The following is a 25,629-nucleotide window of genomic DNA, read 5'->3' as shown; positions in this document are numbered from 1 at the left end:
TCTTGGCGTTCACCCTTCTTTCGGGGCAATCCGGACATCGGCCATACCCCTGAGTAGCCACATGTATGACCTCTGTATGCTCCGCTCTCGCTCGATGGGATTGTTCATCCCCCGTTCGGGCGAGCCGTTGCGGTCGGGGCCTGTGGTCGCACGCGGCGCTGGCATTCGTGGTCCGTATCCGGATGGGAGACACATGCACGGCAGGTCAGTTCTGGTTCGCGGCGGGATCGCGGTGGCCACCGCGGCCGTCGCGCTGACGATGGCCGCTCCGGCCGCCCTCGCCGACGACGGCGCGGCGCGCGGCCGGGTCGACGGTGACGCCGGCACCGGCGGTTTCAAGGTGAACTTCGAAGGCGGGAAGCACGCCGACACGGTGCTGTTCACGCTGAAGCTGTCGGACGGCAGCAAGCTCAAGATGTACTGCGTGCAGGTCGAGGTCGGCATGCGCACCGATCAGGACATGATCGAGCGCCCGTGGAACAAGTACCCGGACACCGCCTCGCCGTTCAACAAGAACAACGAGAAGATCAACTGGGTGCTGCACCACGGCTACCCGGCGGCCTCGGCGAAGGCTCTCGAAGCCACGCTGGGCAAGAGCGACGTCAAGCTCAACGGCGGCCTTTCCGTCAAGGAGGCCATCACCGCGACCCAGGCCGCGGTCTGGCACTTCAGTGACGGCAAGAACCTGAAGCGCGCGGAGCCGATTTCGGGTGCGGCCGCGGAAGACTCCGCCGACGTGCTGGCCGTCTACGACTACCTCGTCGGCAAGGACAACGTCGGCATCGGCCAGCAGCCGAAGCCGACCCTCGACATCGGCCCGGCCAAGGCCTCGGGCGCGACCGGTTCCCGGATCGGTCCGTTCAGCATCGCCACCAGCGGTGACATCACCGAGCTGACGAGCAAGCTGCCCGAGGGCGTCAAGGTCACCGACGCCGACGGCAAGGAGATCAAGGCCGCCGACGTCAAGGACGGCACCAAGGTCTACGTCGACGTCCCCAAGGACGCCAAGGACGGCAACGGCACGTTCGCGCTGAAGGTCAGCGGCCACCTCGACACCGGCCGCCTGTTCGTCAGCGAGAACTACGCGAAGGTGCCCGCCCAGTCCCTGATCGTGGCGGAGTCCGAGAAGACCTCGGTCGTCGCGAACGCGACCGCGACCTGGAAGCAGGGTGGCGCCCCCGCCACCGACACCCCGGCGCCCACCACCCCCGGTGGCGCCGAGTCGGGTGGCGGCAACGAGCTGGCCAACACCGGTGCCTCCGCGACCATGCCGCTGGTCATCGGTGGCGCGCTCCTCGGCGCGGGTGTGCTGATGGTGCTGCTGGTGCGCCGTCGCCGTAGCGAGGCGTAAGAAGCGAACGACGAAGCGGGGCCGGTCCATTGTGGACCGGCCCCGCTTTCGCGTTCACCGGTCGTAGTGCGTGCCCGGCGTGTGCCCGAAGGCGCGGCGGAAGACGTCGATGAACGCGCTCGTGGACGCCCAGCCGCAGGCATGCGCCACCGCGGTCACCGGAGTGTCCTCGGCCAGGAGGACCAAAGCACGGTAGAGCCGCAACTGCGTGCGCCACTGCGGGAACGTCATGCCGAGATCGGCCTTGAAGAGCCGGGCCAGCGTTCGGTCACTGGCCCCGACGCTGGCGCCGAGGGCGGCCAGTGTCCGGTTGTCGGCGGGATCGGCGCTGAGGATCTCGCACAGTGCGCGCAGCCGCGGGTCGTCCGGCGTCGGCAGGTGCAAGGGTTGCTGCGGCGAGGCGCGCAGCTGATCGAGCAGGACCGCGCGCAGCCGGCGGCGTTCCGGGGTGTCCTCGCGCGGCGGATCCGTGTACGCGCGGATGAGTTCTCGCAGGAGCGGGCCGACGGCCAGCACGCTCGGTTCGTTCAGCCGCAAGGGGTTCACCGTGGCGGGCAGGCCGACCAGCCGGAGTTCGAGGTCGCCGTGCGCCTGGTGGGCGTGCACGGTCCCGGCGGGCACCCAGATCGCCCTGGTGGCCGGCGCGACCCAGGAACCCTTGTCGGTCGTGATGGCCAGGACGCCACGGGCCGCGTAGACGACTTGATGCTCGTCGTGGCGATGCGCGTCGACGATCGTGCCGGAGGCCAGTGACCGGACCTGGGTCGGCGCCGCGGGCAGGTGGCGGATTTCCGTCATCGTTTGTCATTTTATCGGAAGCGCGACACCGGTGCCCACGACGAGCATGACGGCATGCCGAAGATCAAAGCGATCGCCCTGCTCTCGGCCGGGCACGCGTGTGTGGATGTGTATCAGGGTTCGGTCGCCGCGCTGGTGCCGTTCTTCGCGGCCGAACGCGCCTACGGATACGCGGCGGTGTCGGGAATCGTGCTCGCCGCGTCGCTGCTTTCGTCAGTGGCGCAGCCGTTGTTCGGCGCGCTGACCGACCGCTGGGCGATGCCGTGGCTGCTGCCGTCGGCCACCCTCCTCGGCGGCCTCGGGATCGGGCTCGGCGGGCTGGTCGACTCGTACGCGCTGACGCTCGCTTTCGTCGCCCTGTCGGGAATCGGCGTCGCCGCTTACCACCCCGAGGCCGCGAGGGTCGCGAGGATTACGAGCGGCGGAGGGCATACGGCCATGGGCTGGTTCTCCCTCGGCGGGAACGTCGGATTCGCCGCCGCACCCGTCCTCGTCGCCGCGGTCATGGCGCTGGGCGGGCTCCGGATGTCGCCGCTGCTCGTCGTTCCCGCGCTGGCGGGATCCGTGCTCTGCCTTCCCGTGCTGCGCGCCCTCACGCGGAAGGCCGGCGCCGGCGGCTCGCGATCGGACGCCGCCGGCTTCGACGACTGGAGGTCGTTCGCGAAGCTGTCGGCGGCGGTCGTCTTCCGCTCGATCGTGTTCGTCGGGCTGAGCACGTTCGTCTCCCTCTACGCCCAGCAGCGGACCGGCGGCGGCACGACGACGGGCAGCGCCGCCCTGTTCCTGCTCTATGTCGGCGGCGCCGTGGGCACCCTGCTGGGAAGCAGGCTGGCCGGACGCCGGGGCCGGGTCACCGTGATCCGGTGGTCGTATCTGGCCACCGTCGGCACGGTCGCGGGAGTCGTGTTCGTTCCGGGCCCGGCCTTCTTCGCCTTCGTCCTCCTGGCCGCGGTGAGCCTGTACATCCCGTTCTCACTCCAGATCACCCTCTCCCAGGACTATCTCCCCACGCGGGTCGGCACCGCCAGCGGCGTCACGCTCGGCCTGACGGTCAGCATCGGCGGTCTCGCGAGTCCCGTCATCGGAACGGTCGCCGACCACACCTCTCTGCAAACGGCCTTGATTCCGTTGATCGCACTGCCGTTTTTGTGCTGGATCACAACCCGCACCCTGTCCGAGCCGTGCTCCGTCCAAACCGGAGTGGAAGAAGTGTCAATGTCGCGCCAATAAATGGTGTACGGCCCTGTACATCATCGGTTACCGGCTGGTAGGTTCCGGGAATCCAAACGTGATCCACTTCATGATTCAAAGGGGAGTCATGACCCGAAAGCCCGCTCGTCTGCTGGCCGTCGCGATCGCCCTCATCGTCGGTTTCGCCGCCGCGCCCGCCGCCTCCGCCGCCCCCGTCACCGACCCGTTCTACAGCTACGACGGCAGCGAACCGTTGTCTTCGTACAGCCCCGGGACCGTTTTGAAGACCCGGACGCTCAATTACCACGTCCTCGGCATTTCCACGCCGCTCAAGGTGACCCAGTTGCTCTACCGGTCCACCGACGCGCAGGGGAAGCCGTCCGCCAACGTCACCTCGGTGCTGCGCAGCCTCACCGGCGACAGCACCAAAGCCGTTTCGTACCAATCGTTCTACGATTCGCTGAACCCCGAGCACGGCCCGTCGAGGGCGATCGCCGGCGACGTCTCGCTCGGCGGCCTGATCGCCAACGCGGAGTCGCTGTTCATCGCCCCCGCGCTGCTGCTGGGCTACAACGTCGTCATCCCCGACACCGAAGGCCAGAAGGCGAACTTCGCCGCCGGGCCGGAATACGGGAAGAACACGCTCGATTCCATCCGCGCCGCCACGAGGTCGCCGGGGACGGGAATGAACGACAAGACCCGGTTCGGGCTCATCGGCTATTCGGGCGGCGCCATCGCGACCGGCTGGGCGGCCGCGCTCGCGCCGGATTACGCGCCCGAGGTCAACAAGAACCTCGTCGGTTTCACCGAAGGCGGAGTGCTCGTCAAACCGTCGCACAATCTCAAATACGTCAACGGCAGTGTCGCGTGGACCGGGGTCATCCCGATGGCGCTCATCGGCGTCTCGCGGTCTTTCGACATCGACCTCAAGCCGTACGCGAATTCGTACGGGCTCCAGGTGCTCAAGGACATGGAGAAGGCGTCGATCGTCGACGCGCTCGGCCGTTATCCCGGGCTGACGTGGGAGAAATTCGTCAAACCCGAGTACACGAACCCGAACAAGGTGCTGCCGTACGTCGAGGCCGTGAACAAGATCAACCTCGGTTCCGCGCCGACTCCGACCGTGCCCGGTTACATCGCGCAGGGCAACAACGGTGTCGTGGAAGGCACATTCGGCAACCCGCCGGGGATCGGGACCGGTGACGGCGTGATGGTCGCCGGTGACGTGCGCTCGCTCGCCCGGCAGTACTGCGACACCGGCAACAAGTCGATCAAGTACGACCAGTACGACCTGCTGAGCCACGTCGGGGCGGCCGCCGCCTGGGCACCGCAGGCCATCGGCTGGCTCAACGACCGGTTCGCGGGCAAGACCGCGCCGTCCAGCTGCGGGAAGATCGCGCCCGGCAACTCCCTCGCCCCGGAGGTGCCGGTCAGCTGACCGCTCGGTCCGTGAAGGCCTCCTTGAGGGACTCTGGGTCCCTTAAGGAGGCCTTCACGGATTTCGGGGACCGGTACGGTGCCGCACGTGACCGAGCACCGCAAGCTGCCGAAGGGGCCGCACAACCTCAGCCGCGACGAGGTCGCCGGAACCCAGCGCGCCCGGCTGATCGACGCGGTTCTGGAGAACGCCGGCAAACGCGGCTACGTCGCTACCACGGTCGGCCACATCACCGCCACGGCGGGCGTGTCACGGACCTCGTTCTACGAGCAGTTCACCGGTAAACAGGACGCGTTCCTCGCCGCCTATCGCGAGATCACCACCGAGTTCATCACGCAGGGCGTCGCCGCGGGCGCCGAAGCCGCCACTCCGCTGGACGCCGTCGCCGTCTGCTGCGATTTCCTCGTCGACTACGTGCATCGGCGTCCTACCGCCGTCCGCGCCGCGCTGCTGGAGATCTACGCGCTCGGCGACGCGGGGCTCGAAGCACGCGAGAAGACCTTGCGTGCCGGGGAAGCCGTCTTCGACCGGACGGCGGAATGGTTGCGCGCCACCGATCCCGCGCTGCCGTCACCGCCGCCGTTCACCGCGCGGACGGTCGTCGCCGCCACCATCGAGCTGATCACGCAGGCCATCTGGATCGGCACTCCGGACGCCTACGACCAGGCGCGCGAAGCCGTCCGTTACACCTGGCTGCTCGGCCTGTTCGGGCACCGGAGCGTCGAGGGCTAGCGGGCGAGGCGCCGCCGTTCGAAGTCGACGATCAGTTTCGGATACCGCCGCGGGAGCAACCGGACGAGCCGGTCGACCAGTTTCGCGTCGTTTCCGACGAGTACCCGAGGTTTCCCCGCCTCGACGCCGTCGACGATGATGCGGGCGGCCTGATCCGCCGGCATCTTCAGCAGTTTCTCGTTGTACACGCGGACGCGTTCCCGCTGTTCGGCGGTGGGCTCGATACCGCGCGCCTCGGCTTCCTTCAACGCCGCCGAGGCGATGCCGGTCTTGACGCCGCCCGGGTGGACGACCGTGACCCGCACCGGATGCCTGCCCGCGATCATCTCGGTGCGCAACGCCTCGGTGAACCCGCGGACGCCGAACTTGCTGGCGCAGTAGGCGCTGAGCGTCGGCTGGGCCATGAAACCGTTGAGGCTGGAGACGTTCACGACCTGGCCGTCACCGGATTCGATCAGATGCGGCAGGAAGGCCTTGGTGCCGTTGATGACGCCGAAGAGGTTGACCGCGAGGGTGCGGTCGTACAGTTCCCATTCGGCGTCGAGCACGGTCTGCCCGCCGCCCGCGATCCCCGCGTTGTTGTAGATCTGGTGCACCACACCGAATTGCCCGGCGACGGTGGTCGCGTACTCCTGCACGGCCGCACGGTCGCTGACGTCCAGTGCGGCGCCCTGTACTTCCGCTCCGAGGGCCTTGACCTCGGCGACGGTCTCGGCCAGCCCGCCTTCGTCCACATCGGACACCGCGAGCCGCGCTCCTCGCCGGGCGAGTTCGAGCGCCAGCTGACGGCCGATGCCGGAACCGGCGCCGGTGACGACGGCGACCTTCCCGCGAACGCTGCTCATCGGGTTTCTCCTGCCGGATCGAGGGCCACTTCGGCGGTGAGCTCGACGAGCCGCTCCACCAGATCCGGGGCGATGTGGTGCCCCATTCCGGGGATTTCGACGTAGCGAGCACCGCTGATGGCCTTGGCGGTCGCGCGACCGCCGCTGTGGTGGACCATCCGGTCGGTGTCGCCGTGGACCACGACCGTCGGGCAGGTGATACGGGCGAGTTCGGCGGTGCGGTCGCCGCTGGCCTGGATCGCGCCGATCTGGCGGGCGATACCGCTGCGGGCGCGCCGTCCCCCGGCGCGTTCCCACAGGCCCTCGGCCCAGGCCGTTTCGACGTCCTTGTCCAGCGGGAACTTCGCCGAACCGAGGTGGCCCATCAGCGACAGGTGTCCCACCACGGATTCTTCGACCGTCCGGGCGGGCCGCCTCGCCATGCGCACCAACGTCGACTTCGCGGGCTGCCCGACGCGGCGATGTCCGGTGGTGGAGAAGATCGACGTCAGCGACAGGACGCGGCCGGGGTTCCGGGCGGCGACGGTCTGGGCGATCATGCCGCCCATCGACATGCCGACCAGATGCGTCTTCTCGATGCCCAGGTGGTCCAGCAGGCCGACGGTGTCCGCCGCCATGTCGCCCAGGTCGTACGCGCCCGGCAGCGGTTTGGCCAGCAGTTGCCGGAGTTTGCCCGGGTTCGGCGCCTTGATGCGGTCCGAACAACCCGCGTCCCGATTGTCGAACCGGATGACACGGAAGCCGCGGCGGGTGAAACCGTCGATCATTTCCCGCGGCCACGACGTGAGGTCCAGGCCGAGGCCGGCGATCAGCACCAGCGGCATCCCGTCGGCCGGGCCGTCCTCGCGGTAGCAGAGCCGCGGGCCGCCGGGGAGGTCGGCGAAGCTGTCGGTCACGAGCCCACCGCCTCACGGACCTTGGCGCGGGAGAAGTGCAGCTCGGGATCGGTGATGTCGTCCGCGCGCAGCAGTTTGATGTCCGAGTGGTAGCTCATCGAAGTCAGCCACGGCATGCGGTCGCCCTGACGCGGGAGCTGGTCGAGAGCGCGCTGCACGTATCCGGCGGCGAAGTCCAGGAACGGCTTCGTCGGCATGTCCGGATCGGCGAGGACGGGGCGGCAGACGTCGTAGCCGTGGGTGTCCATATGCGTCAGCAGGCGGCAGAAGTGCTCGCACAGCAGGCCGATCTTGAGCGTCCACGACGAGTTCGTGTACCCGATCGCGAAAGCGACGTTCGGCACGTCCGAGAGCATCATCCCCTTGTACGCGACCGTTTCCGACAGGACCACCGGCTTGCCGTCGACGCTGAACTTCGCCCCGCCGAACACCTGCAGGTTCAGGCCGGTGGCGGTGACGATGATGTCCGCCTCCAGCTCGCGCCCGGATTCGAGCAGGATCCCCTTCTCGGTGAACGTCTTGATCTTGTCGGTGACGACGTCCGCCTTCCCCTTGCGGATCGCGGCGAACAGGTCGCCGCCGGGCACCGCGCACAGCCGCTGGTCCCACGGGTCGTACGGCGGGTTGAAGTGCTCGTCGACCGGATAGTCCTTGGGAAGCTGCTTCTTGTTGACGTACCGGATGAGCCCGCGGGCGGTCTTCGGGAACTTCTGGCAGAACTGCCAGACCGCGAGTCCCTTGCGGATGTTCTTGCGGCGTGTCAACGCGTACGCCCGCTCGTCGCCGAGGATCTTGCGCAGGCCGTTCGCGATCTTGTCCTCGCGCGGCACCGGCATCACGTACGTCGGGGTGCGCTGCAGCATCGTCACGTGCGCCGCGGTGCCCGCCATCGCCGGGATCAGGGTGACCGCGGTGGCGCCGCTGCCGATCACGACGACGCGTTTGCCCGCGTAGTCGAGGTCTTCCGGCCAGTGCTGCGGGTGCACGATCGTGCCGGCGAAGCGGTCGCGGCCTTCGAAGCGCGGGGTGAAGCCCTCGTCGTAGCGGTAGTAGCCGCCCGCGTTGAACAGCCAGCCCGCGCTGAGCCGGGTGCGCTCGCCGGTGTCGGTCCGCTCGATCTCCAGCAGCCAGCGCGCCTCGTCACTCGACCAGGCGGCCGAGAGCAGCTTGTGGTGGTAGCGGATGCTGGGCTCGATGCCGTTCTCGGCGATCGTCTCGCGCAGGTACGACAGGATCCGGGGCGCGTCGGCGATCGACTGCTTGTCCCGCCACGGTTTGAACTCGTAGCCGAAGGTGTGGAGGTCGGAGTCGGAGCGGATGCCCGGGTAGCGGAACAGGTCCCAGGTGCCGCCGGACGTGCCGCGGGCCTCCAGGATGGCGAACGTCTTGCCCGGGTTCTCGGTCTTCAGGTAGCGCGCGGCCCCGATCCCGGAAATCCCGGCACCGATGATGACCACGTCGAGGTGCTCGACGGGTGTGCTCGTCGTCATGCGGTACTCCAGCCTCGTCTCGGTTCCCTCCACGATGCGGGGCGGCCGTGGAGTTGCGCTAGCACTATCTGCACCATCATGCTGCACTCATGGTGCAAAGTGCCGCATCGCCGTGGCCGACCCTGTCGCCCGAGGCCCGTGACCTCTTCCGGCGAGGCGCGGAAATCGTGCTGCATCCGCGCGCCGAATGGATCGAGGAACTGCACGAAGCCTCCCTCGGCGGCGACAGCATGCGCGCGGTCGCCGAAGACCCCGTGCTCACCGAGGGGACCAAACGCGCGAATCTGGCGAATCTGCTGCACTGGGCGGCCGCCAACGTGCAGCATCCCGGCAAACGCGTCTCCGCCAACCTGAACCAGGAAGTGCTCGACGGCGCCCGCGACATGGTGCGCCGCGGCTTCGACTCCGGCGGCCTCGACGCCTACCGGCGGGCGCAAGGAGTGGCCTGGCGCCGGTGGATCGAGATCTGTTTCGACCTCACGTCGGATCCGGTCCTGCTCCGCGAACTGCTCGACGTCTCGTCGCTGTCCATCACCACGTTCATCGAGGACACCGTCGCCGCGGTGTCGGAACGGATGGCCGCCGAACGCACGGAACTGACCCGCGGCGCCCACGCAGAACGACGGGCGACGGTCACGTTGCTGCTGGAAGGCGCGCCCATCAGCCGCTCGCGCGCCGAAGCCCAGCTCGGCTACCCGCTCGCCGGCCCGCATACGGCCGCGATCGTCTGGAGTGGCTCGGCCACCCCGTCGTCGCAACAGCTCGAAACCGCCGCGGAAACGCTCATGCGGGCCAGCGGCGCCTCACACCGGCTGACCGTCGTCGCGAGCGCCGCCGCGTTGTGGGTCTGGCTGCCCGGCCGGACGCCGCCACGCACGGACCGGCTCGCCGAAGACCTCGCGCCGCATCCCGACGTCCGGGTCGCACTGGGGCGGCCCGGCAGCGGGATCGACGGCTTCCGCCGCAGCCACCTGGACGCCGCCGCCACCCAGCGGATGCTCGCCCGGCTCACCTCACCGCAGCAGATCGCGCGGTACCAGGACATCCAGCTGCTCGTGCTGCTCACCGGTGATCCGGCGCAGGCGGGCGAGTTCATCGCGGACACCCTCGGCGAACTCCGGCACGCCGACGCCGAGACCCGGGAGACCGTGCGGACCTACGTGCACGAACTGGGCAACACGACGCGGACCGCGGAACGGCTCTACACGCACCGCAACACCGTCGTCCGGCGGCTGGCGCGGGCCGACGAACTGCTCCCCAGGCCGTTGGCGGAGAACGCGGTGGACGTGGCTGTGGCGCTGGAAACGTTGCGGTGGCTGGGAAGCGGGGCTTGAGCCGTCACGACAACGGCAGGTCGAGGTTCCGGATCATGGCGCGTTGTTCCGCCGTCAGCTCCCCCTCGACCGTGATGGTGAACGGCGGTGTTTCCGTGCGGGAGCGAAGAAAGTTGCCCCAGGCGATCCCCAGGTTCGCCAGCCCGGTCAGGGAGCCGATGGACATGCAGATGACCTCGAAGACATCGGGGTTCCGTGCCCCGGCGAGACTGAGCGTCGCGGACCGCGTCACGTCGACGTCGTCGCGGAGCCAGCTGTAGAACTCGGTCAGCGCTTGTTCGTCGCCGGCGGCGTTGATCGTCAGCTCCATGGGGCCTCCCTCGAACGTGCTATGCCTCCCAGTCGTGGCCTCGGCCCAGGGCGTAACAGGTTTGGCGCACTCATCTCCTCGTCGTGATCCGGGTGCAACCTCTAGATTGGAGGCATGGTTTCCACCGCCGAGAAGGCCACGCGGCTGCAGGAGTTGCACGCCGCCCCCGAACTGCTGCTCGTCGTCAACGTCTGGGACGCGATTACCGCGAAGGTCGTCGCCGAAACCCCTGGCACCCAGGCGCTCGCCACGCCGAGCCACGGTATCGCCGCCGCCCGCGGCTATCCCGACGGCGAGGTGATCCCCCGCGACGAAATGATTTCCGAGGTCGCCCTGATCGTCCGGGTGGCGGGCGATCTGCCGGTCACCGCCGACCTGGAAGCCGGCTACGGCGACCCGGGCGGCACGGTCGCCCGCGCGATCGAGGTCGGCGCGGTCGGCTGCAACCTCGAAGACCAGATGAAACCGCTGGCCGAATCGGTCAAGGCCGTCGAGGCCGCGGTCGCCGCCGCCCAGTCCTCCGGTGTCGACTTCGTGCTCAACGCCCGCACCGACGCCTTCCTCCGGGCGGGCGACCGTGACCCCGAAGAGGTGCTGGCCGACGCGATCGCCCGTGGCCGCGCGTACCTGGACGCGGGCGCGTCGAACGTCTTCGTGCCCGGCAAGCTCGACGAGAGCCAGGTCGGCAGGCTGGTCGAGGCGCTGGGCGAGCGCAAGGTGAACCTGATCGGCGTCCCGGGTTCGATCCCGCTGGCCACCGCGCAGAAGCTCGGTGTCTCCCGCGTGTCCTACGGGCCGTTCAGCCAGAACGTCGCGCTCACCGCGCTGGCGAAGCTCACCGAGGACGTCTACGCCGGCGGCGGTCTGCCCGCCGACATGCGCAAGCTGAACTGAGCGAGCGGGAGTCCGTCGAAGTAGGGTCCCTTCCATGGTGCGCGGTGTCGGCCGGACGGAAGGGACCCTGCTGGCAGGCGCGGTGCTCGCGGCACTCGTGGTGACCGGCGTCCAGGCGAAATCCCCCGGCACGTGGCTGCTGGAAGTCGTCTGGGTGCTGATCGGGTTGCCGCTGGTGGTGGCGCTGCGCAAACGCTTTCCCTTGACCCGTTTGCTGTGCTGGTTGCTGGTGCTGCACGCGTTCGTGCTGTGTTACGGCGGGCAGTACACCTACGCCGAGACGCCTGCCGGGGAGTGGTTCCAGGCCTGGATGGGCACTCAGCGGAACAACTACGACCGGTTCGCCCACTTCGTCCAGGGTTTCGTCCCCGCGATCGCCGTGCGCGAGGTGCTGCTGCGACGGACGCCACTGCGCCCCGGCGGCTGGGTCGCGTTCCTGACCGTCTGTGTCTGCCTGTCGATCGCCGCCGGCTTCGAATTCGTGGAGTGGTCCAGCGCACTCCTCGCCGGTTCGGGCGCGGACGACTTCCTGGGCACCCAAGGGGATGTCTGGGACACCCAGTGGGACATGTTCCTCTGCCTGTGCGGCGCGGTGGTGTCCTTGCTGGTCTGGCGCCGGACGCACGACCGGCAGCTCGACGGGCGATAGCCGGGCCCGGGGGCTTCCGACGCGGCAGATACGGTCGTCGTCATGAATTTGCGAGCCGCGGCGGTGCGGCGTAAACCGGTCGCCGACCTGATCACCGAAAGTGATCACGGCACGCTGAAGCGCTCCCTCGGCCTCGGGCAGCTGACCATGCTCAGCATCGGCGCGACGCTGGGCAGCGGGATCTTCGTCGTACTCGGTGAGGCGGTTCCCGTCGCGGGTCCCGCGGTCGTGCTGTCGTTCGTGCTGGCCGGTGTCACCGCGCTGTTCTCGGCGCTCTCCTACGCCGAACTGGCCGGGATGATCCCGGTGTCCGGTTCGTCCTACTCCTACGCGTACGCCACGCTCGGCGAACTGGTCGCTTGGGTCTGCGGCTGGTGTCTGGTGCTCGAGTACGGCGTCTCGGTGGCGTCGGTCGCCGTCGGCTGGGGGCAGTACCTCAACGAACTGCTGCGGCTGACGTTCGGGTTCGCCATCCCCGACGCGTTGAGCCAGCCGCCGGGGTCGGGCGGGATCGTCAACGTCCCGGCCATCGTCGTCGTGCTGCTCGCCATGTTCCTGTTGCTGTCGGGTGCGAAGGAGAGCGCGCGGGCCAACGCGATCATGGTCGTGATCAAGGTCGGCACGCTGGTGCTGTTCTGCGCGATCGCGTTCTCGGCGGTGCGGGCGGCGAATTTCACCCCGTTCCTGCCGCTCGGCCTGGCCGGGCTGAGCGCGGGTGCCGCGAAACTCTTCTTCTCCTACATCGGTTTCGACGCCGCGTCCACGGCGGGCGAGGAGGCGAAGAACCCGCAGCGCGACCTGCCTCGGGCGATCCTGCTCTCGCTCGCCATCGTCACCGTGCTGTACTGCCTGGTCGCCGTGGCCGCGGTCGGCGCGTTGCCGTGGCAGGAGTTCGACGGCCAGGAGGCCGCGCTCTCGCATGTGCTCGGCGTCGTGGCGGACAACCCGTTGTGGGCCGGGCTGCTCGCCGTCGGCGCGATCGTGGCGATCTCCAGCGTGGTGCTGACCGTCCTCTACGGACAGACACGCATCCTGTTCTCGATGTCCCGCGACGGCCTGGTGCCCGCCGCGCTGTCCAAAGTGGACCCCAAAAGCGGCACGCCCCGGATCAACACCCTCGTGGTCTCCGGTTTCGTCGCGGCGCTGGCCGCGTTCATCCCGCTCGGGAAGCTGGCCGACGCCACCAGTATCGGCACGCTCTTCGCCTTCGGGCTGGTGAACGTCGCCGTCCTGCTGCTGCGACGGCGGCAGCCGGAGGCACCGCGCTCGTTCCGGGTTCCGTTCTCCCCCGTCACGCCGGTCCTCGGGGTGCTGTGCTGCGGCTACATGATGCTCAGCCTCGACGGCGCCACCTGGATCGTCTTCGCCGGCTGGATGGCGCTCGGCCTGCTGATCTACTTCGGTTACAGCATGCGCCGATCCCGGCTGGCCGCGGAATAGCCCGTTCGCCGCCATAATTCCTAGCCTGTCCAGCCGCAGTACGGGCCGGATCGTTGAAGTGACGGTGATCGATAGGGGACACTTCCGTCCGACCACGGAAAACCCTACCGTGAACCGAGGAATTCATGCGCCGAAATCGCATTACCGTGCTGACCGCGTGCCTCGTCCTGTCCCTCTCCCCATTCCCCGTGTCCGCCGCCGCGCAAGAGACGGCGGCCCCCTTCTGTTATGAAGAACCCGTCCAGCCGAAAGCCGATGTGAGTGACATAAAGGCCGGTTTCCAGTCCACGAAGTGGCTTCAGACGATCCAGGCCGTATACAAGCGGCGCTGGCCCAGCGGCGAAGGCCTCGCGACCGCCCAGGCCAAGGACAAGTACTTCAGCCAGTTCGTGAACAAGACCAGCTTCAACGCGCTCGCCGAGTCCCTGATGGTGGCGATCCACGAAGAGACCCACATGTGGGATCTGGATCCTTCGAGAACCTCGTGGGACGTCTATGTCTCCGCCTGGATCGACGCTTCCCGCAAGGCGATGAAGGTCCCGATCCACGGCGGATTCCCGCGCCGCGAAATACTGCCGCTGATCACGGACGATCTCACGCGGTCGATGGACGACATCTACCTGCGCGACCAGCAGCAGGGGTCGTACCGGATCCAAGGGGTCATCGCGGAGCTCAACGCCGGCCTCATGGGATTGCCCGCGGCGACCGTCGTCGCCGAGTACATCCAAGGAGTCGGCGCGAGCAATTCCCGCGACATCGCGGCGACGAACATGCGCTACCTCCAGCTGTACCTGCGCGTCGCCAAGACGAAGCATCCCGATTACTGGGCCAAGATCAAGGCACAGCCCGAATTACGCGAATTCGTGCTCATCGAGTTCCTTCGGACGGCCTACTGGCTGGATCAATCCGCACCCCATGCCGCCAAACTCGGCAGTGCGGACGTGGCCAAGATCGTCGCCAAGAACTACGCCCCCGAGAACATCGCGATCATCGAGGAGTTCACCGGCGCCAAGGTGAACACCGGCACGGCCAGGAACTGCACGGTCTGACGCCGTACCCGGCTCGCCGGTGACGGGGCCCGTCACCGGCGAGCCGCCGGCGTCACGGCACGAACACCGGCTGATCCAGCGCCCACAGCCAGGAGCCGTCCGGCTGACGGCGGGCGACCTCGACGGTCATCTCACCGGTGGTCAGCGTGGACGCGGTGAGCGCGAGGTCCCCGCTCACCAGCGCCGGGTGCTGCCTGCCCGGCAGGAGTTCCGGCGCGGCCGCGACGAACTCCTCGTACACCTTGCGGATCTCCGCGTGCCCGGTCGCGACGTTGCCCGGCGGGAACGCCAGCACCGCGTCCGGTTCGTACAACGCCACCAGCCCGTCGACATCGCCCGCGTTGCCTCGTTCGATGAAGAACCTGCCCAGATCGTTCGGCTCAGTGGCCACAGTCCTGCTTGTCATGGGGATGAGCTTCGCAGCGAATACACGACATCCTGTGTCGTGTATTCCGCTAGGGTTTTCGCATGCGCGCCGACCGGCTGGTCTCCCTGGTGTTGCTGTTGCGGCACCGGGGCAGGCTGTCCGCGACCACGCTCGCCCGCGAGCTGGAGGTCTCCACCCGCACCGTGCTGCGCGACATCGAGGCGTTGTCGGCGGCTGGTGTCCCGGTGTACGCCGAACGCGGCAGGCACGGCGGTTTCGCGCTGCTGCCCGGTTTCCAGACGGAACTCACCGGACTGAACCACGACGAGGCACTCGCGCTGCTGATCGCGGGTTCGCGCCGTGGCGCGCAGGCGTTCGGCCTCGGTTCCGCGCTCGCCTCGGCCATGCTCAAGGTGATCGACGCGCTGCCGGAGGGCCAGCGGGACACCGCGGCGGGCGCGGCCCGGCGCCTGCTCGTCGACCCGGAGACCGATCTCCTCTCGCGCCGGGTGGCCGGCGAGGAGGTGTCCGACGCCATCGTCGCCGAGGTCCGGCGCGCGGTGTTCTCCGGGCACAAGCTGCGCATTCACTACGCGGCCTCGGGTCAGGCGGCGCGCTGGCGCACGGTGGACCCGATCGGGCTGGTCACCGTCCGGGATCAGGGTTATCTGCTGGCCACGAGGGCAGGCGAGGACCGTACTTACCGGCTGTCCCGGCTACGGGCCGCCGAGGAACTCCCCGAACCCGCGGAACGACCGGAGCGCGTCGATCTGGACCGGACCTGGCAGGAACGCAGCACGAGGTTCCGGACCGGCGGGGACCAGGTCGCGGTCGAGGTACGGGTGGATCCGGCACGGCGGGACCAGCTGGTGGGCACCGCGCTGGCCGTCCTCGCGGAGGAAACCGACGAGGACGGCACGCTGCGGCTGGAGGTGACGTTCCAGGACGCGCGGCACGCCGAATGGGCGCTGTGGAACCTCGCCGCGGACGCGGAAGCCCTTGCCCCGCCTTGGTTACGCGATTCCTTGCGGGACAGGGCGGCGGCGATCACGGCCCGCTATCCCGTGAGACAAAAGTCAAGTTGAGGCCGCAGGTCGGGGCGGGATAATCCGATCATGACGAACGCCGCCCCTGGCCGGGCAGCCACGAGTTTCCGCGTGCTGCTGAAGGGTTACCGCGTCCGCGCCGACCTCACGCAGGAGGAGCTCGCCGAGGGGTCCGGGGTGAGCGTCCGCGCGATCAGCGACATGGAGCGGGGGATCGCGAAAAGCCCGCAACGCCGGACTATCGAAGCACTCGCCGCGCGGCTGTCCTTGACCGACGAAGAGCTGACCGGCCTGCAGAAGGCCGCGAGGCGGGGCCGGGCCCCCTCCCCCGGTATCCCCAAGACGCACCTGATCGGCGTGCTTCCGGCGGACGTCGACGACCTCACCGGACGCGAGAGTGATCTCGACGCGCTGCGTGCCCTTTCCGCGGATCTGTGCGACGGACGGCGCCGGGCGGGGCGGGTCGCGATCCTGAGCGGACCGCCCGGGACCGGCAAGACCACCCTCGCGGTCCGTGTGGCGCACAACCTCGCCGAGGAGTTCCCCGACGGCAGGCTTTTCCTGAAGCTACGCGGCATGTCCGCCGACCCGGCGAACCCGGCGGACGTGCTGCATCTGATCCTGCGTTCGCTGGGTGTCGACGCCGTGCGCATCCCCGCCGATCCGGAAGACCGGGCGGGCCTGTGCCGGTCACTCCTGCGGGATCGGGCCGTCCTGATCGTCTTGGACGACGCGGCCGACGAAGCCCAGGTCCGCCCGCTGCTGGTCGGCGGGCCGCGGTGCCTCACCCTGGTCACCGGCCGTCAGATGCTGGTGGGCCTGGAATGCGCGAGCAGGCTCCCTCTCGACGTCTTCAGCGAGCGCGACGCCGTCTCCCTGCTGTCGGCCATCATCGGGGCGGACCGCGTCGCGCGTGAACGGCGAGCGGCACTCGAACTGGTCGAACTGTGCGGCAGGCTGCCGCTGGCGCTGCGGATCGCGGGCAATCGGCTGGCGAGCCGTCCGACGTGGCCGCTGTCGCGTCTGGTGGACCAGCTCCGCGACCGCGGCCGTCGGCTGACCGCACTGACCGCCGGCGATCTCTGCGTGCGCAGCGTGTTCGAACTGTCGTATCGCCAGCTCAGCCCGAACGCCGCCGCGATGTTCCGGCGGCTGTCGCTCGTCCCGGCCGCGGATTTCCCGGTGGGTGCCGCGATGACGCTCGTCGAAGCTTCCGACGAGGACGACGCCGCCGTCTTCCTGGAGGAACTGGCCGACGCGAGCCTGCTGCAGACGTCTCAGGAGAACGGGCGATACCAGTTCCACGACCTCCTGCGGGTCTTCGCGACCGAACGGCTCGCCCGGGAGGAATCCCCCGAAGTCGCCGCAGCGGCGGAAAAGCGGCTGACGGACTGGCTGGTGCGCACCGCGACGGCGGCGGGCCGCTACTTCCACCCGACCGACGGGGTCAGCCCGCTCCCGGTCGCCACGCCGTCGTTCGGTGACCACACCGGCGCGGGCAGATGGCTCGAAGCCGAGCTGAAGAACTGGCTCGCCGCGGTCAAAAGCGTCGCCGCGCGCGGTGACCACCGGCCGGTCCTCGACCTCGCCGAGTCGATGCACTGGTATTCGGAGATCGGCGGTACCGCGAGCGTCTGGTACGACGTGTTCGGGCTCGCGGTGAACTCGGCCATCGCGCTCGGCAGCAAACGGGACGAGGCGGTGCACCGGAACTATCTGTCCTGGGTGCACGCTTCGCTGCGTGACCGGGCGGAGGAGTCGATCCGGATGGCCCGGCTGGCGTGGGACGCCGCGGTGGAGGCGGGCGACCGGCGCGAACAGGGCTGGGCGCGGGTGTACCTGACGAGCGCCCACGCCCGCGACGCCGACGCCACGACGTCACCGAAGCTCTTCGACGAGGCGGCGCGTCTGTTCGAAGAGGCCGGCTACCCGCTCGGAGTCCACGTGGCGCGGACGATGCGGGCTTCGTACTGGTACCGGAACGGCCGGTTCGCCGACGCCGCCGAGGAGTTCGACGTCTGCGTCCGTTACTTCGCGCAGGAGCACGGCGGCACGCGGACCCCGGTGGACGACACCAACTACGCGTACGTGCTGCTGCGGTCCGCGCGGAACCTGGCCGCGCTCGACGCACCCGATCGGGCGCTCACCCAATGCGAAACGGCGCTCGCCCTGTTCCGCAAGCACGGAGCGGCCATGGGCCAGGCCCGCGCGCTGCAGGAGACGGGACGGCTCCTGCGCCGTCAGGGCGACCACGCGAACGCGCACCGCCGCTTGTCCGAGGCCGAGGAGCTCTACGAACGCATCGGGCTGACGCAGGCCCAGATCGAAACACTCGTCGAACGAGCGGCTCTGGCCGACGAGAGCGGCGATCCGGCGTCGGCACGCGCGGACCGGGAACGGGCTCGTGGTCTCGGCTTTGGGACGTCAGATGTCCCGAAACCCACACAGTGAGCCCTTTCAAAGGCTGCCTGACAGGTGGTGTTCCGGACGCGATACTGGCTTTCATGATTCCAGCGAACCGCCCGGACACAGTCCACTTGAGGGCGTTCACCGAGGCCGACCTCGCCTTTCTCGACCGTCTCTGCACGGATCCCGATGCGCTCGGCGAGTTCGAGTGGCCCGGATTCGGTGATCCGAGGGCACGCCGCAAGCGATGGGAGCTCGACGGGTACATCTCCGCCGAGTCCGCGTCGGTCGCGATCGCGCGGGCCGACGACACGGTTGTCGGTATCGTCACCTGGAAGCCCCGCGGCTTCCCCTCGGGTGTCACCTACGAGATCGGCGTGGGGGTGCTACCCGAACATCGTGGACAGGGGGTGGGCACGGCGGCGCAGAAGTTGCTCGTGGACTACCTGTTCGGCCGCACGACCGCGAACAGAATCGAAGCCCTCACCAATGGCGGTAACCTCGGCGAGCAGAAAGCCCTCGAACGCCTGGGGTTCCGCCGGGAAGGGGTCATGCGCAGCAGATCCTTCTACCACGGCGAGTATGTCGATGTGCTCGTCTACGGTCTGCTCCGCTCGGAGCATTCTCCCGGAACGCCATGAGCAACCTAAAGGCTCAGTGACCGACTGCGGGCATGCCGAGGGGCCCGTCGCCTGGGTGGCCGACGGGCTCCTCGGGTTCAGCGGTGGTGCAGGGTGTTGCGCCGAGGTTGTCGGAGCGGGTCCCGGTATTGGGGTGGGATGAAGTCCGGTAGCCCATCGGCCGCCATGCGGACTTCCCAATCGCCGTGGTGAATCAACCGATGATGGAACCCGCAGAGCAACACGAGATTCCGAAGATCCGTCGGGCCGCCGTCTGTCCAGTGGTGAATGTGGTGGGCGTGGCAGTTCTTGGGTTTCCGGTGGCAGCCGGGGAATGCGCAACCACCGTCGCGGATGTTCAACGCCCGTCGCTGCCCTGGGGTGACGAACCGTCTCAGCCGCCCCATATCCAGCGGCTCACCCGAGGCACCCATAACCACCGGCACCATCAGGCAATCGCAAGCGGCCAGTCGGGCTTCGCGGGCGGTCATCGTTCCGACGAAGTCGAGACAGGCGGTCCCGAGACCGGACTTCAGTTCCTCGAGTCCGACGGTGACGTGCACCAACGTCCGGTAGCCGCTGGTCCCCGGTTGGTCGGGGCAGGCGATGGCCAGGTCGAGGAGTTCGGCCCAGGCGTCTCCCAGGCGCTCGCACTTCATCCGCAGATCCGCTTGCCCGAACTCGTCCACCGGCCGCGGCTGGGCATGCGCCTCCAACGCGGCCGCGGTCCGGGCCCCGGTGTCGTCATCGAGAAGACCGGTGAGTTTCCAGAAGCCGTCTTTGCGGCGTTCCAGGGTGATCTCGCGGCGTGGTTCCTTGGGTTCGGGGTCTTTGGGTTCGTTGCCGTCGGGGTTCAGTAAGCCCTGCAGGTTCGCCTCGGCCTTGGCGAGTTGGCGGGGTCCGGCGGTCGGGGCGAGGTTTGCGAGGATCTGCTCCGCACCGGCCCGGTCCTCGGCCGAAATGTCGGCCGGGAGGTTTTTCAAGATCTCCAGGATCTGATCGATCCGCTCGTCCCCGACCAGCCCCTGGGCGGCGACCGCGGCGGTCGCGGGCGCGACCGGCGGAACCTCCGTGCCATCCAGGGCCCGGGTGGGGTTCAGCGCGATGGCGCGCTTCACCACCGCACCCGCCTCACCCCGTGACAACCCCGCGATCTCGGCGAGCCAGCTCGCCGTGCTCCCGTGCCCGTACAAGTCTTTGGCGCCCCGAGACTCGATCTCCGCCAGGAACCGCCCCAGACAAACGGTCGCGATCCGGATCACCTGCAAAGACTGCTGCACACCATGAGCAAGCTCCAGCTTGCCGGCGCGCCACAGCTCCTGCGGCAACTCGGGAAGGAAGGTCTCGGACACAACTCCATGATACCGCAATTTCCTCGAACACGTGTTCGTAATTTTAGCAACAAGCCAACTCGTACCGACAACACTGAAGGGTGAAACAGTCGCCAACGCCGCATCACCCTGAGCGACTCGCATTTAGTCGACTAAATGCGAAGAGATCCACGCAGTTAGTCGACTAAATGATGAATCGGCAACTCCCAGGCGCCGCACTACCGGTGTACCCCCAAGCCCCGCAACCAACTCCGCCACATCCGGCACATCCGCGAGATGCGCCGGGTGATTCATGTACCGCTCGTACCCCTCGATGTCTTCGAGCACAGTCACGGCGCCGTAGTCGAATTCACCGCCGAAATCGGGACCGACGACGCGTGTTTTTCTTCGTCGGACACTCCGGGCTTGAGCGTGAACCGGATGCAGTGGTAGATCATCGGGCGGCCTCGAAGGCGGCGGCGTGGTCGCGGGCGAAATCGATCACGTCACGCGCGGGGTGTCCGGTCAGGTCGGCGACGGACGTGTGCACTTCGGCGGCTTCGCCTCGGGCGTAGTGGGCGTAGTCCTCGATGAGGCCGTCGAGCTGCCACGGCGGAAGCAGACCGCTCAGCGCGGCGGCGAACTGGTCGGCGGACGTGTCGTGGAAGACGACGCTCCGTCCCAGAACCGCGGAAAGCGCGTGGGCGATCTCGGTGTGAGTCACGGCGCGCGGGCCGGTCAGCGTGTACGTCCTTCCCGCGTGGCCCGGATCGGTGAGCACGACCGCGGCGGAGTCCGCGATGTCCCTGGTGTCGATCGCGCTGACGGCGGCGTCGCCGATGGGTGCGGCGATGAAGCCCTGCGCGATGGTGCGGGAGAAGGCGAGCAGCGCCTGCAGGTACAGGTTGGGGCGCAGCACGGTGTGCTCGATCCCGAGGTTTCGGACGTATTCCTCGACTTCGGCGTGCCAGCGCAGGAATCGTACCGGCGAGCCGGCGTTCGCCGCGTACTGCGAGAGCAGCACGAGCCGGTTGACGCCGGCGTCCCGGGCCAGGTCGGCGAACCGGATCTGGTGCGCGGCGGCGTCGGCCGCGGACGGGCTGTTGAGGAAGGCCGCGTCGACGCCTTTCAGTGCCGCGGCGACGGATTCCGGATCACCCAGATCGGCGACGACGGTTTCGGCGCCGGGAACGGAGCGGCCCGGGTCCCGGGTCATGGCGCGGACGGCGACTCCGCGAGCTCGAAGGGCGGGGATCAAGGCGGATCCGACGGTTCCGGTCGCGCCGGTCACCAACACGGTGTCCATTGTGGAGTGTCCTTTCTGGTCGCGATCAACGTTTGGCGGAGGCGAGCGACACCGCGAGGGCGATGACGACGAAGGCTGCCTCGCCGAGGAAAGCGGTCGTGAACGAGATGTCGCCGTGGGTTCCGGCGGCACCGATGGCGATTCCGGCGAGCGCGGCGAGGCCGACCGCGCCGCCCAGCTGCTGCGCGGCGTTGACCAGTCCGCTGAGCAGACCCGCTTCGCCGTCCGCGCTGTCGCGGACCGCCATCGCGGTGGCGTTGACGGCGCCCAGCCCGAGTCCGGTGCCGATCAGCAGGAACGCGCCCAGCAGGCTGATCGAGAAGCCACTGGTCGTCGGATCCCAGGCCAGCCACAGGAAACCGGCGAGCAGGACGGTGAGAGCTGTCGGCAGCGCGCGGCCGGGCCCGACGCGTTTCGCCAGTATCGGCGCCAGGACACTGCCGACGATGATCATGACGGCGAGCGGAAGCTGGGTCATCCCGGTCGCCAGCGGGCTCATCCCGAGCACGTCCTGCTGGTACTGGGGCAGGAAGAAGAACAGGCTCGTCAGGGTGCCGCCGATCAGCACCATCACCAGATTCGCGGTGACCACCGGCTTCCGGCGGAACACCCCCAGCGGGACCAGTGGCCGCGCGGAACGCCGCTCGACGACCACGAACGCCGCCAGCGAAACGAGACCCGTGGCGAGCCCGGCGACCGTGCCGGGCGCGGTCCAGCCGGCGTCCGAGGCGGAGACCATGCCCAGCGCGAGCCCGGAGATCCCGATGGTGATCGTGACGGCGCCCAGCGCGTCGAACCGGCCCGGCCTGCCGGGCACCGGCGCCACCGCGCGCCACACGACGAACGCGCCGAGGACACCGAACGGCACCGGCGTCACGAACACCGCCTGCCAGCCGAGCAGTTCGGTGAGCGTTCCGCCGAGGAAGACGCCGGCGAGGCTGCCCGCCCCCGCGACCGCGCCCCAGATCCCCATCGCCCGGGTGCGTTCCGTGGGCGACGGGTAGAGGCCGAGCACGAGCGACAGCGCGGCGGGCATCAGGACCGCGGCCCCGATCCCCTGCCCGATCCGCCCGGCGATCAGCATCCCGCCGCCGGTGGCCAGCGCGCAGAAGGCGGTCGCCGCGAGATAGCCCGTCATTCCGGCCAGGAACACCTTCCTGGCCCCGAGCACGTCGGCGAGGCGGCCGCCGAGCAGCAGCAGACCGGCGAAGGTCACCAGGTAGCTGTCCACCACCACGGTGAGTTCGGCGGCGCTGAGCCCCAGGCCCTGCCGGATCCTGGATCCGGCCAGGTTGACCATCGCGGCATCGAGGATGACCAGGAACATGGCGCTCGCCAGACCGGCCATCGCCATCCCGCGCGAGATCCGTTTCGTCTCTCGTACTGTCATGCCGCAACGATCGCGCGGACCCGCCTCCGCTCGCGTCGGCGACAATCACCTACTTCATCTCGCTAGGGTTCGGGCCATGCCCACGACGTCCTCCCGTCCGCTCGTCGGCAGGCGCGACGAGATCGATCGCCTCCTCGCCCTGGTCCACGCGGCCGGCCGGGGTGAGGGCGGGGTGCTCGTCCTCCGTGGTGAACCCGGGATCGGCAAGAGCGCGCTGCTCGACCACGTCGAGCAGGCGGCCGCCGGGGAATTCCAGCTCATCCGCGCGTCCGGGTCGGAGTTCGAGGGCGAACTGCCGTTCGCGGCATTGCATCAGCTGTGCGTTCCGGCGCTGGCGCATCTCGACACGCTGTCGGCGCCGTACCGCGAGTCCCTCCTCGTCGCTTTCGGGCTGGCCGACGGCGCGCCGGACCCGTTCCGGGTCGGCCTCGCCGCGCTCGAACTGCTGTCGACCGCCGCCGGGGCGCGTCCGATGCTGTGCCTGGTCGACGACGCGCATTGGCTGGACACCGCGTCGGCGAGGGCGCTGACGTTCCTGGCGAGGCGGATCGCGGCCGAGCCGATCGCGATGGTCTTCGCCGCCCGCGACCGGGATCCGGTCCGCGGCCTGGACGAGCTGCCCGGCCTGACGGTCGGCGGCCTGACCGACGCGCACGCGCGCGCCTTGCTGGCCGCGGAGAAGACCGTGACGCTGGACGAGCGGGTGCGTGACCGCCTGCTCGCCGAGGCACGCGGCAACCCGCTCGCCCTGATCGAACTGCCGAAAGCGGGTGGCTTCGCGCCGCCGGAGCCGTCGCCGGTCGCGAACCGGATCGAACGCAGTTTCCTGGCCAGGATGGCGGAGCTGCCCGTGGACGCGCGGAGGCTGTTGATCCTCGCGAGCGCCGATCCCACCGGCGATCCCGGTCTGCTGTGGGCGGCCGCGGGGCGGCTGGACATCGACGTGCCCACCGCGAGCGCCGCCGCCGAGGCGTCCGGGCTGATCCGGTTCGACACACGGGCGCGCTTCTGCCATCCGCTGGCGCGGTCCGCCGCGTACCGCGCGGCCGAGCCGGAGCAGCGCCATACCGCGCATCGCGCGCTGGCCGAGGTCACCGACGCGGAAACCGCCGGGGACCGGCGGGCCTGGCACCGTGCGCAGGCCACCACCGGACCGGACGAGGAGGTCGCGGCGGAGCTGGAGCTGTCGGCGTCGCGGGCGCAGGCGCGCGGTGGTGTGGCGGCCGCCGCCGCGTTCCTCGAACGGGCGGCGGCGCTTTCGCTCGATTCCGCCAAGCAGACCGAGCGCACCCTCGCGGCCGCGCGGACGACGCTCGAAGCGGGCGGGACGGAGGCGGCGGCGGATCTGCTGGCCAGCGTCGACACGGAGACCTTGGACGTGCCGCAGCACGCGTCCGTCGACCTGCTGCGGGGGCGGATCGCGTTCGTCCAAGGCGCGGAGGGGGCCGTGCGGGGGCCGGAGCTCATTTTGCGGGCGGCGCAACGGCTCGCCACCGTCGATCCGGGGCGATCGCGCGAGTTCTTCGTCGCGGCACTGGAAATGGGGCTCGTCGTCGGCAGGGCCGCGGGAGTGCTGGACCGCGTCCTCGACGCGGCGCGCTCGGCGCCTCCGGGGCCGCCGGACCTCCTCGACGCGCTCGTGCGGCTGACCACCGAGGGACACCATGCCGGTGTTCCCGCGCTTCGCCGGGTTCTCGCCGGCGACGACGACGGCTGGACCAGGACGCCGGCCTTGGCCACCGTGCTCGCGGGCGAGCTGTGGGACATCGAGCTGCACGCGACGATCGTCGACTGGCTCGTGCGGACCGGGCGCGACACCGGATCGCCGATGACCATCCGGCTCGGTCTCTCCCAGGTGGCGCTGCACGCGGTGCTCACCGGGAACTTCGGCCGGGCGATGGACGCGATCGCGGAAGAGGAGGCGATCGCGGACGCCGTCGGCGACGCGCCGCAGCTCTACCCGCGAGTGCATCTGGCGGCCCTGCGCGGCCGTCGTGAGGAAGTGCTCGACCTGTTCGCCGAGGCGACGACGCGGGGCAGCGGCCAGCTGACCGCGAACGCCCACTGGGCGACGGCCGTGCTGTACAACGGTCTCGCCGAATACCCGGCCGCGCTGGACGCGGCGACACGTGCCGTGGCGAGCGGTGATCTTTTCCTCGCCGGGATCGCGCTGCCCGAGCTCGTGGAGGCCGCGGTCCGGTGCGGGGAGCACGCCGTCGCCCGGTCGGCGCTGGACTCCTTGACCGAACGCACGGAACCCGCCGGAACCGCGTTCGCCCTCGGGATCGCGGCGGCCGCGCGGGCGTTGGTCAGCGACGCGGAGGCCGATCACCTGGAAGCGTTGGGGCAGCTGGAAAACAGCCCGGTCTCGGTACATCTCGCGCGGGCGCGCCTGCGGTACGGCGAGTGGCTGCGCCGCGAGGGCCGCCGACGCGAGGCACGCGAACACCTGCGCACCGCGCACGAACGGCTGTCGGACATCGGGCTGGAGGCGTTCACCCGGCGGGCCGCCGACGAACTGCGGGCGACCGGGGAGGTCGCCCGCAGCCGCACCGGACATTCCTACGACCACCTGACCATGCAGGAGACGCATATCGCGCGCCAGGTCGCCGCGGGCGCGACCTCGAAGGAGGTGGCCACGCGCCTGTTCCTCAGCCCCCGCACGGTGGACGCCCACCTGCGCAACATCTTCCGCAAGCTCGGCATCACCTCGCGCAGGCAGCTGAGGGGTATGCCCGACCTCCTCGACGCGGAGGCCGCTTCTTGA

Annotated in this window: 22 protein-coding genes; 13 read left to right on the top strand and 9 right to left on the bottom strand. The window is 69.3% G+C overall.

From position 1 onward, the window contains the following. Nucleotides 1-193: 193 nt before the first annotated feature. The gene (locus AB8M46_RS33550) at nt 194-1,351 is read left to right on the top strand and encodes a Cys-Gln thioester bond-forming surface protein (protein ID WP_394362815.1); all 1,158 of its coding nucleotides are present in this window, start codon (nt 194-196) and stop codon (nt 1,349-1,351) included. A gap of 54 nt (nt 1,352-1,405) precedes the next feature. Here AB8M46_RS33550 and AB8M46_RS33545 read toward each other — a convergent pair whose 3' ends face one another. Then, a complete protein-coding gene (locus AB8M46_RS33545; protein WP_394362814.1) occupies nt 1,406-2,149 on the bottom strand; it encodes a helix-turn-helix domain-containing protein in 744 nt (247 codons plus the stop codon). 54 nt (nt 2,150-2,203) lie between these two features. Between AB8M46_RS33545 and AB8M46_RS33540 the strand changes: the two genes are divergently transcribed. The 3 genes from AB8M46_RS33540 to AB8M46_RS33530 all read left to right on the top strand — a co-directional run bounded on the left by AB8M46_RS33540 (nt 2,204) and on the right by AB8M46_RS33530 (nt 5,510). Then, a complete protein-coding gene (locus tag AB8M46_RS33540; protein WP_394362813.1) occupies nt 2,204-3,379 on the top strand; it encodes an MFS transporter in 1,176 nt (391 codons plus the stop codon). 88 nt (nt 3,380-3,467) lie between these two features. Then, complete coding sequence (locus AB8M46_RS33535; protein ID WP_394362812.1) at nt 3,468-4,778, top strand: lipase family protein; 1,311 nt, start codon at nt 3,468-3,470, stop codon at nt 4,776-4,778. Nucleotides 4,779-4,865: 87 nt separating this feature from the next. Continuing rightward, nucleotides 4,866-5,510 (top strand): TetR/AcrR family transcriptional regulator, encoded by a 645-nt coding sequence (locus AB8M46_RS33530; protein ID WP_394362811.1) that lies wholly within the window; start codon nt 4,866-4,868, stop codon nt 5,508-5,510. Here the strand turns inward: AB8M46_RS33530 and AB8M46_RS33525 are convergent. From AB8M46_RS33525 to AB8M46_RS33515, 3 genes are read right to left on the bottom strand one after another with little or no spacing between them, the layout of a single operon-like run. Beyond that, nucleotides 5,507-6,355 carry an SDR family NAD(P)-dependent oxidoreductase gene (locus tag AB8M46_RS33525; RefSeq protein WP_394362810.1) on the bottom strand — a complete coding sequence of 283 codons (849 nt, stop codon included), beginning with the start codon at nt 6,353-6,355 and terminating at the stop codon, nt 5,507-5,509. The two genes, AB8M46_RS33530 and AB8M46_RS33525, sit on opposite strands and share 4 nt — an antisense overlap. Further along, entirely contained in the window at nt 6,352-7,251 is a 900-nt protein-coding gene (locus tag AB8M46_RS33520; RefSeq protein ID WP_394362809.1) for an alpha/beta fold hydrolase, read from the bottom strand. The genes AB8M46_RS33525 and AB8M46_RS33520 overlap by 4 nt, the downstream gene beginning before the upstream one ends. Further along, nucleotides 7,248-8,741, bottom strand: a complete 1,494-nt coding sequence (locus AB8M46_RS33515; protein ID WP_394362808.1) for a flavin-containing monooxygenase — start codon at nt 8,739-8,741, stop codon at nt 7,248-7,250. The genes AB8M46_RS33520 and AB8M46_RS33515 overlap by 4 nt, the downstream gene beginning before the upstream one ends. 89 nt (nt 8,742-8,830) lie before the next feature. Between AB8M46_RS33515 and AB8M46_RS33510 the strand changes: the two genes are divergently transcribed. Next, on the top strand, nt 8,831-10,075 hold the full coding sequence (locus tag AB8M46_RS33510; protein WP_394362807.1) for a PucR family transcriptional regulator: 1,245 nt from the start codon (nt 8,831-8,833) through the stop codon (nt 10,073-10,075). Between the two features lie 4 nt (nt 10,076-10,079). On the opposite strand, the gene AB8M46_RS33505 is transcribed toward AB8M46_RS33510, so the two are convergent. After that, nucleotides 10,080-10,385: a hypothetical protein gene (locus tag AB8M46_RS33505; protein ID WP_394362806.1), complete on the bottom strand. Its 306-nt coding sequence runs from the start codon at nt 10,383-10,385 to the stop codon at nt 10,080-10,082. Nucleotides 10,386-10,499: 114 nt separating this feature from the next. Here AB8M46_RS33505 and AB8M46_RS33500 point away from each other — a divergent pair, with 114 nt between their 5' ends. The 4 genes from AB8M46_RS33500 to AB8M46_RS33485 all read left to right on the top strand — a co-directional run bounded on the left by AB8M46_RS33500 (nt 10,500) and on the right by AB8M46_RS33485 (nt 14,417). Further along, nucleotides 10,500-11,279, top strand: a complete 780-nt coding sequence (locus AB8M46_RS33500) for an isocitrate lyase/phosphoenolpyruvate mutase family protein (RefSeq protein ID WP_125737249.1) — start codon at nt 10,500-10,502, stop codon at nt 11,277-11,279. Between the two features lie 34 nt (nt 11,280-11,313). After that, the gene (locus AB8M46_RS33495; RefSeq protein WP_378426862.1) at nt 11,314-11,928 is read left to right on the top strand and encodes a DUF2238 domain-containing protein; all 615 of its coding nucleotides are present in this window, start codon (nt 11,314-11,316) and stop codon (nt 11,926-11,928) included. Between the two features lie 42 nt (nt 11,929-11,970). Then, nucleotides 11,971-13,368 (top strand): amino acid permease, encoded by a 1,398-nt coding sequence (locus tag AB8M46_RS33490; protein WP_037342918.1) that lies wholly within the window; start codon nt 11,971-11,973, stop codon nt 13,366-13,368. Between the two features lie 257 nt (nt 13,369-13,625). Beyond that, on the top strand, nt 13,626-14,417 hold the full coding sequence (locus AB8M46_RS33485) for a hypothetical protein (RefSeq protein WP_394362805.1): 792 nt from the start codon (nt 13,626-13,628) through the stop codon (nt 14,415-14,417). 52 nt (nt 14,418-14,469) lie between these two features. Here AB8M46_RS33485 and AB8M46_RS33480 read toward each other — a convergent pair whose 3' ends face one another. Beyond that, the gene (locus tag AB8M46_RS33480) at nt 14,470-14,808 is read right to left on the bottom strand and encodes a nuclear transport factor 2 family protein (protein WP_016332516.1); all 339 of its coding nucleotides are present in this window, start codon (nt 14,806-14,808) and stop codon (nt 14,470-14,472) included. Between the two features lie 77 nt (nt 14,809-14,885). Here AB8M46_RS33480 and AB8M46_RS33475 point away from each other — a divergent pair, with 77 nt between their 5' ends. From AB8M46_RS33475 to AB8M46_RS33465, 3 genes are read left to right on the top strand one after another with little or no spacing between them, the layout of a single operon-like run. Further along, nucleotides 14,886-15,869, top strand: a complete 984-nt coding sequence (locus tag AB8M46_RS33475) for a helix-turn-helix transcriptional regulator (protein WP_394362804.1) — start codon at nt 14,886-14,888, stop codon at nt 15,867-15,869. Between the two features lie 30 nt (nt 15,870-15,899). Next, complete coding sequence (locus tag AB8M46_RS33470; RefSeq protein ID WP_394362803.1) at nt 15,900-18,281, top strand: ATP-binding protein; 2,382 nt, start codon at nt 15,900-15,902, stop codon at nt 18,279-18,281. A 53-nt stretch (nt 18,282-18,334) separates the two neighbouring features. Beyond that, nucleotides 18,335-18,877, top strand: a complete 543-nt coding sequence (locus tag AB8M46_RS33465) for a GNAT family N-acetyltransferase (protein ID WP_394362802.1) — start codon at nt 18,335-18,337, stop codon at nt 18,875-18,877. 77 nt (nt 18,878-18,954) lie between these two features. Here AB8M46_RS33465 and AB8M46_RS33460 read toward each other — a convergent pair whose 3' ends face one another. The 3 genes from AB8M46_RS33460 to AB8M46_RS33450 form a co-directional block, all read right to left on the bottom strand. Next, the gene (locus AB8M46_RS33460) at nt 18,955-20,208 is read right to left on the bottom strand and encodes a DUF222 domain-containing protein (protein ID WP_394362801.1); all 1,254 of its coding nucleotides are present in this window, start codon (nt 20,206-20,208) and stop codon (nt 18,955-18,957) included. Nucleotides 20,209-20,620: 412 nt separating this feature from the next. Then, nucleotides 20,621-21,472, bottom strand: coding sequence for an SDR family oxidoreductase (locus tag AB8M46_RS33455; protein WP_394362800.1), 852 nt, complete (start codon nt 21,470-21,472; stop codon nt 20,621-20,623). Between the two features lie 25 nt (nt 21,473-21,497). Then, on the bottom strand, nt 21,498-22,862 hold the full coding sequence (locus AB8M46_RS33450) for an MFS transporter (RefSeq protein WP_394362799.1): 1,365 nt from the start codon (nt 22,860-22,862) through the stop codon (nt 21,498-21,500). A gap of 76 nt (nt 22,863-22,938) precedes the next feature. Here AB8M46_RS33450 and AB8M46_RS33445 point away from each other — a divergent pair, with 76 nt between their 5' ends. Then, entirely contained in the window at nt 22,939-25,629 is a 2,691-nt protein-coding gene (locus AB8M46_RS33445; RefSeq protein ID WP_394362798.1) for an ATP-binding protein, read from the top strand.

It is taken from the genome of Amycolatopsis sp. SB7-3, from assembly GCF_041021335.1.
GTDB lineage: Bacteria > Actinomycetota > Actinomycetes > Mycobacteriales > Pseudonocardiaceae > Amycolatopsis > Amycolatopsis japonica.
This window is presented reverse-complemented; position numbering and strand designations above follow the sequence as displayed.

What these genes read in the sequence shown, in the direction of transcription:
- AB8M46_RS33490 (WP_037342918.1), top strand. Translation starts at nt 11,971, where the DNA reads ATGAATTTGCGAGCCGCGGCGGTGCGGCGTAAACCGGTCGCCGACCTG.
- AB8M46_RS33495 (WP_378426862.1), top strand. Translation starts at nt 11,314, where the DNA reads ATGGTGCGCGGTGTCGGCCGGACGGAAGGGACCCTGCTGGCAGGCGCG.
- AB8M46_RS33510 (WP_394362807.1), top strand. Translation starts at nt 8,831, where the DNA reads ATGGTGCAAAGTGCCGCATCGCCGTGGCCGACCCTGTCGCCCGAGGCC.
- AB8M46_RS33515 (WP_394362808.1), bottom strand. Translation starts at nt 8,741, where the DNA reads ATGACGACGAGCACACCCGTCGAGCACCTCGACGTGGTCATCATCGGT.
- AB8M46_RS33475 (WP_394362804.1), top strand. Translation starts at nt 14,886, where the DNA reads ATGCGCGCCGACCGGCTGGTCTCCCTGGTGTTGCTGTTGCGGCACCGG.
- AB8M46_RS33550 (WP_394362815.1), top strand. Translation starts at nt 194, where the DNA reads ATGCACGGCAGGTCAGTTCTGGTTCGCGGCGGGATCGCGGTGGCCACC.
- AB8M46_RS33545 (WP_394362814.1), bottom strand. Translation starts at nt 2,149, where the DNA reads ATGACGGAAATCCGCCACCTGCCCGCGGCGCCGACCCAGGTCCGGTCA.
- AB8M46_RS33470 (WP_394362803.1), top strand. Translation starts at nt 15,900, where the DNA reads ATGACGAACGCCGCCCCTGGCCGGGCAGCCACGAGTTTCCGCGTGCTG.
- AB8M46_RS33535 (WP_394362812.1), top strand. Translation starts at nt 3,468, where the DNA reads ATGACCCGAAAGCCCGCTCGTCTGCTGGCCGTCGCGATCGCCCTCATC.
- AB8M46_RS33465 (WP_394362802.1), top strand. Translation starts at nt 18,335, where the DNA reads ATGATTCCAGCGAACCGCCCGGACACAGTCCACTTGAGGGCGTTCACC.
- AB8M46_RS33450 (WP_394362799.1), bottom strand. Translation starts at nt 22,862, where the DNA reads ATGACAGTACGAGAGACGAAACGGATCTCGCGCGGGATGGCGATGGCC.
- AB8M46_RS33445 (WP_394362798.1), top strand. Translation starts at nt 22,939, where the DNA reads ATGCCCACGACGTCCTCCCGTCCGCTCGTCGGCAGGCGCGACGAGATC.
- AB8M46_RS33505 (WP_394362806.1), bottom strand. Translation starts at nt 10,385, where the DNA reads ATGGAGCTGACGATCAACGCCGCCGGCGACGAACAAGCGCTGACCGAG.
- AB8M46_RS33540 (WP_394362813.1), top strand. Translation starts at nt 2,204, where the DNA reads ATGCCGAAGATCAAAGCGATCGCCCTGCTCTCGGCCGGGCACGCGTGT.
- AB8M46_RS33500 (WP_125737249.1), top strand. Translation starts at nt 10,500, where the DNA reads ATGGTTTCCACCGCCGAGAAGGCCACGCGGCTGCAGGAGTTGCACGCC.
- AB8M46_RS33525 (WP_394362810.1), bottom strand. Translation starts at nt 6,355, where the DNA reads ATGAGCAGCGTTCGCGGGAAGGTCGCCGTCGTCACCGGCGCCGGTTCC.
- AB8M46_RS33455 (WP_394362800.1), bottom strand. Translation starts at nt 21,472, where the DNA reads ATGGACACCGTGTTGGTGACCGGCGCGACCGGAACCGTCGGATCCGCC.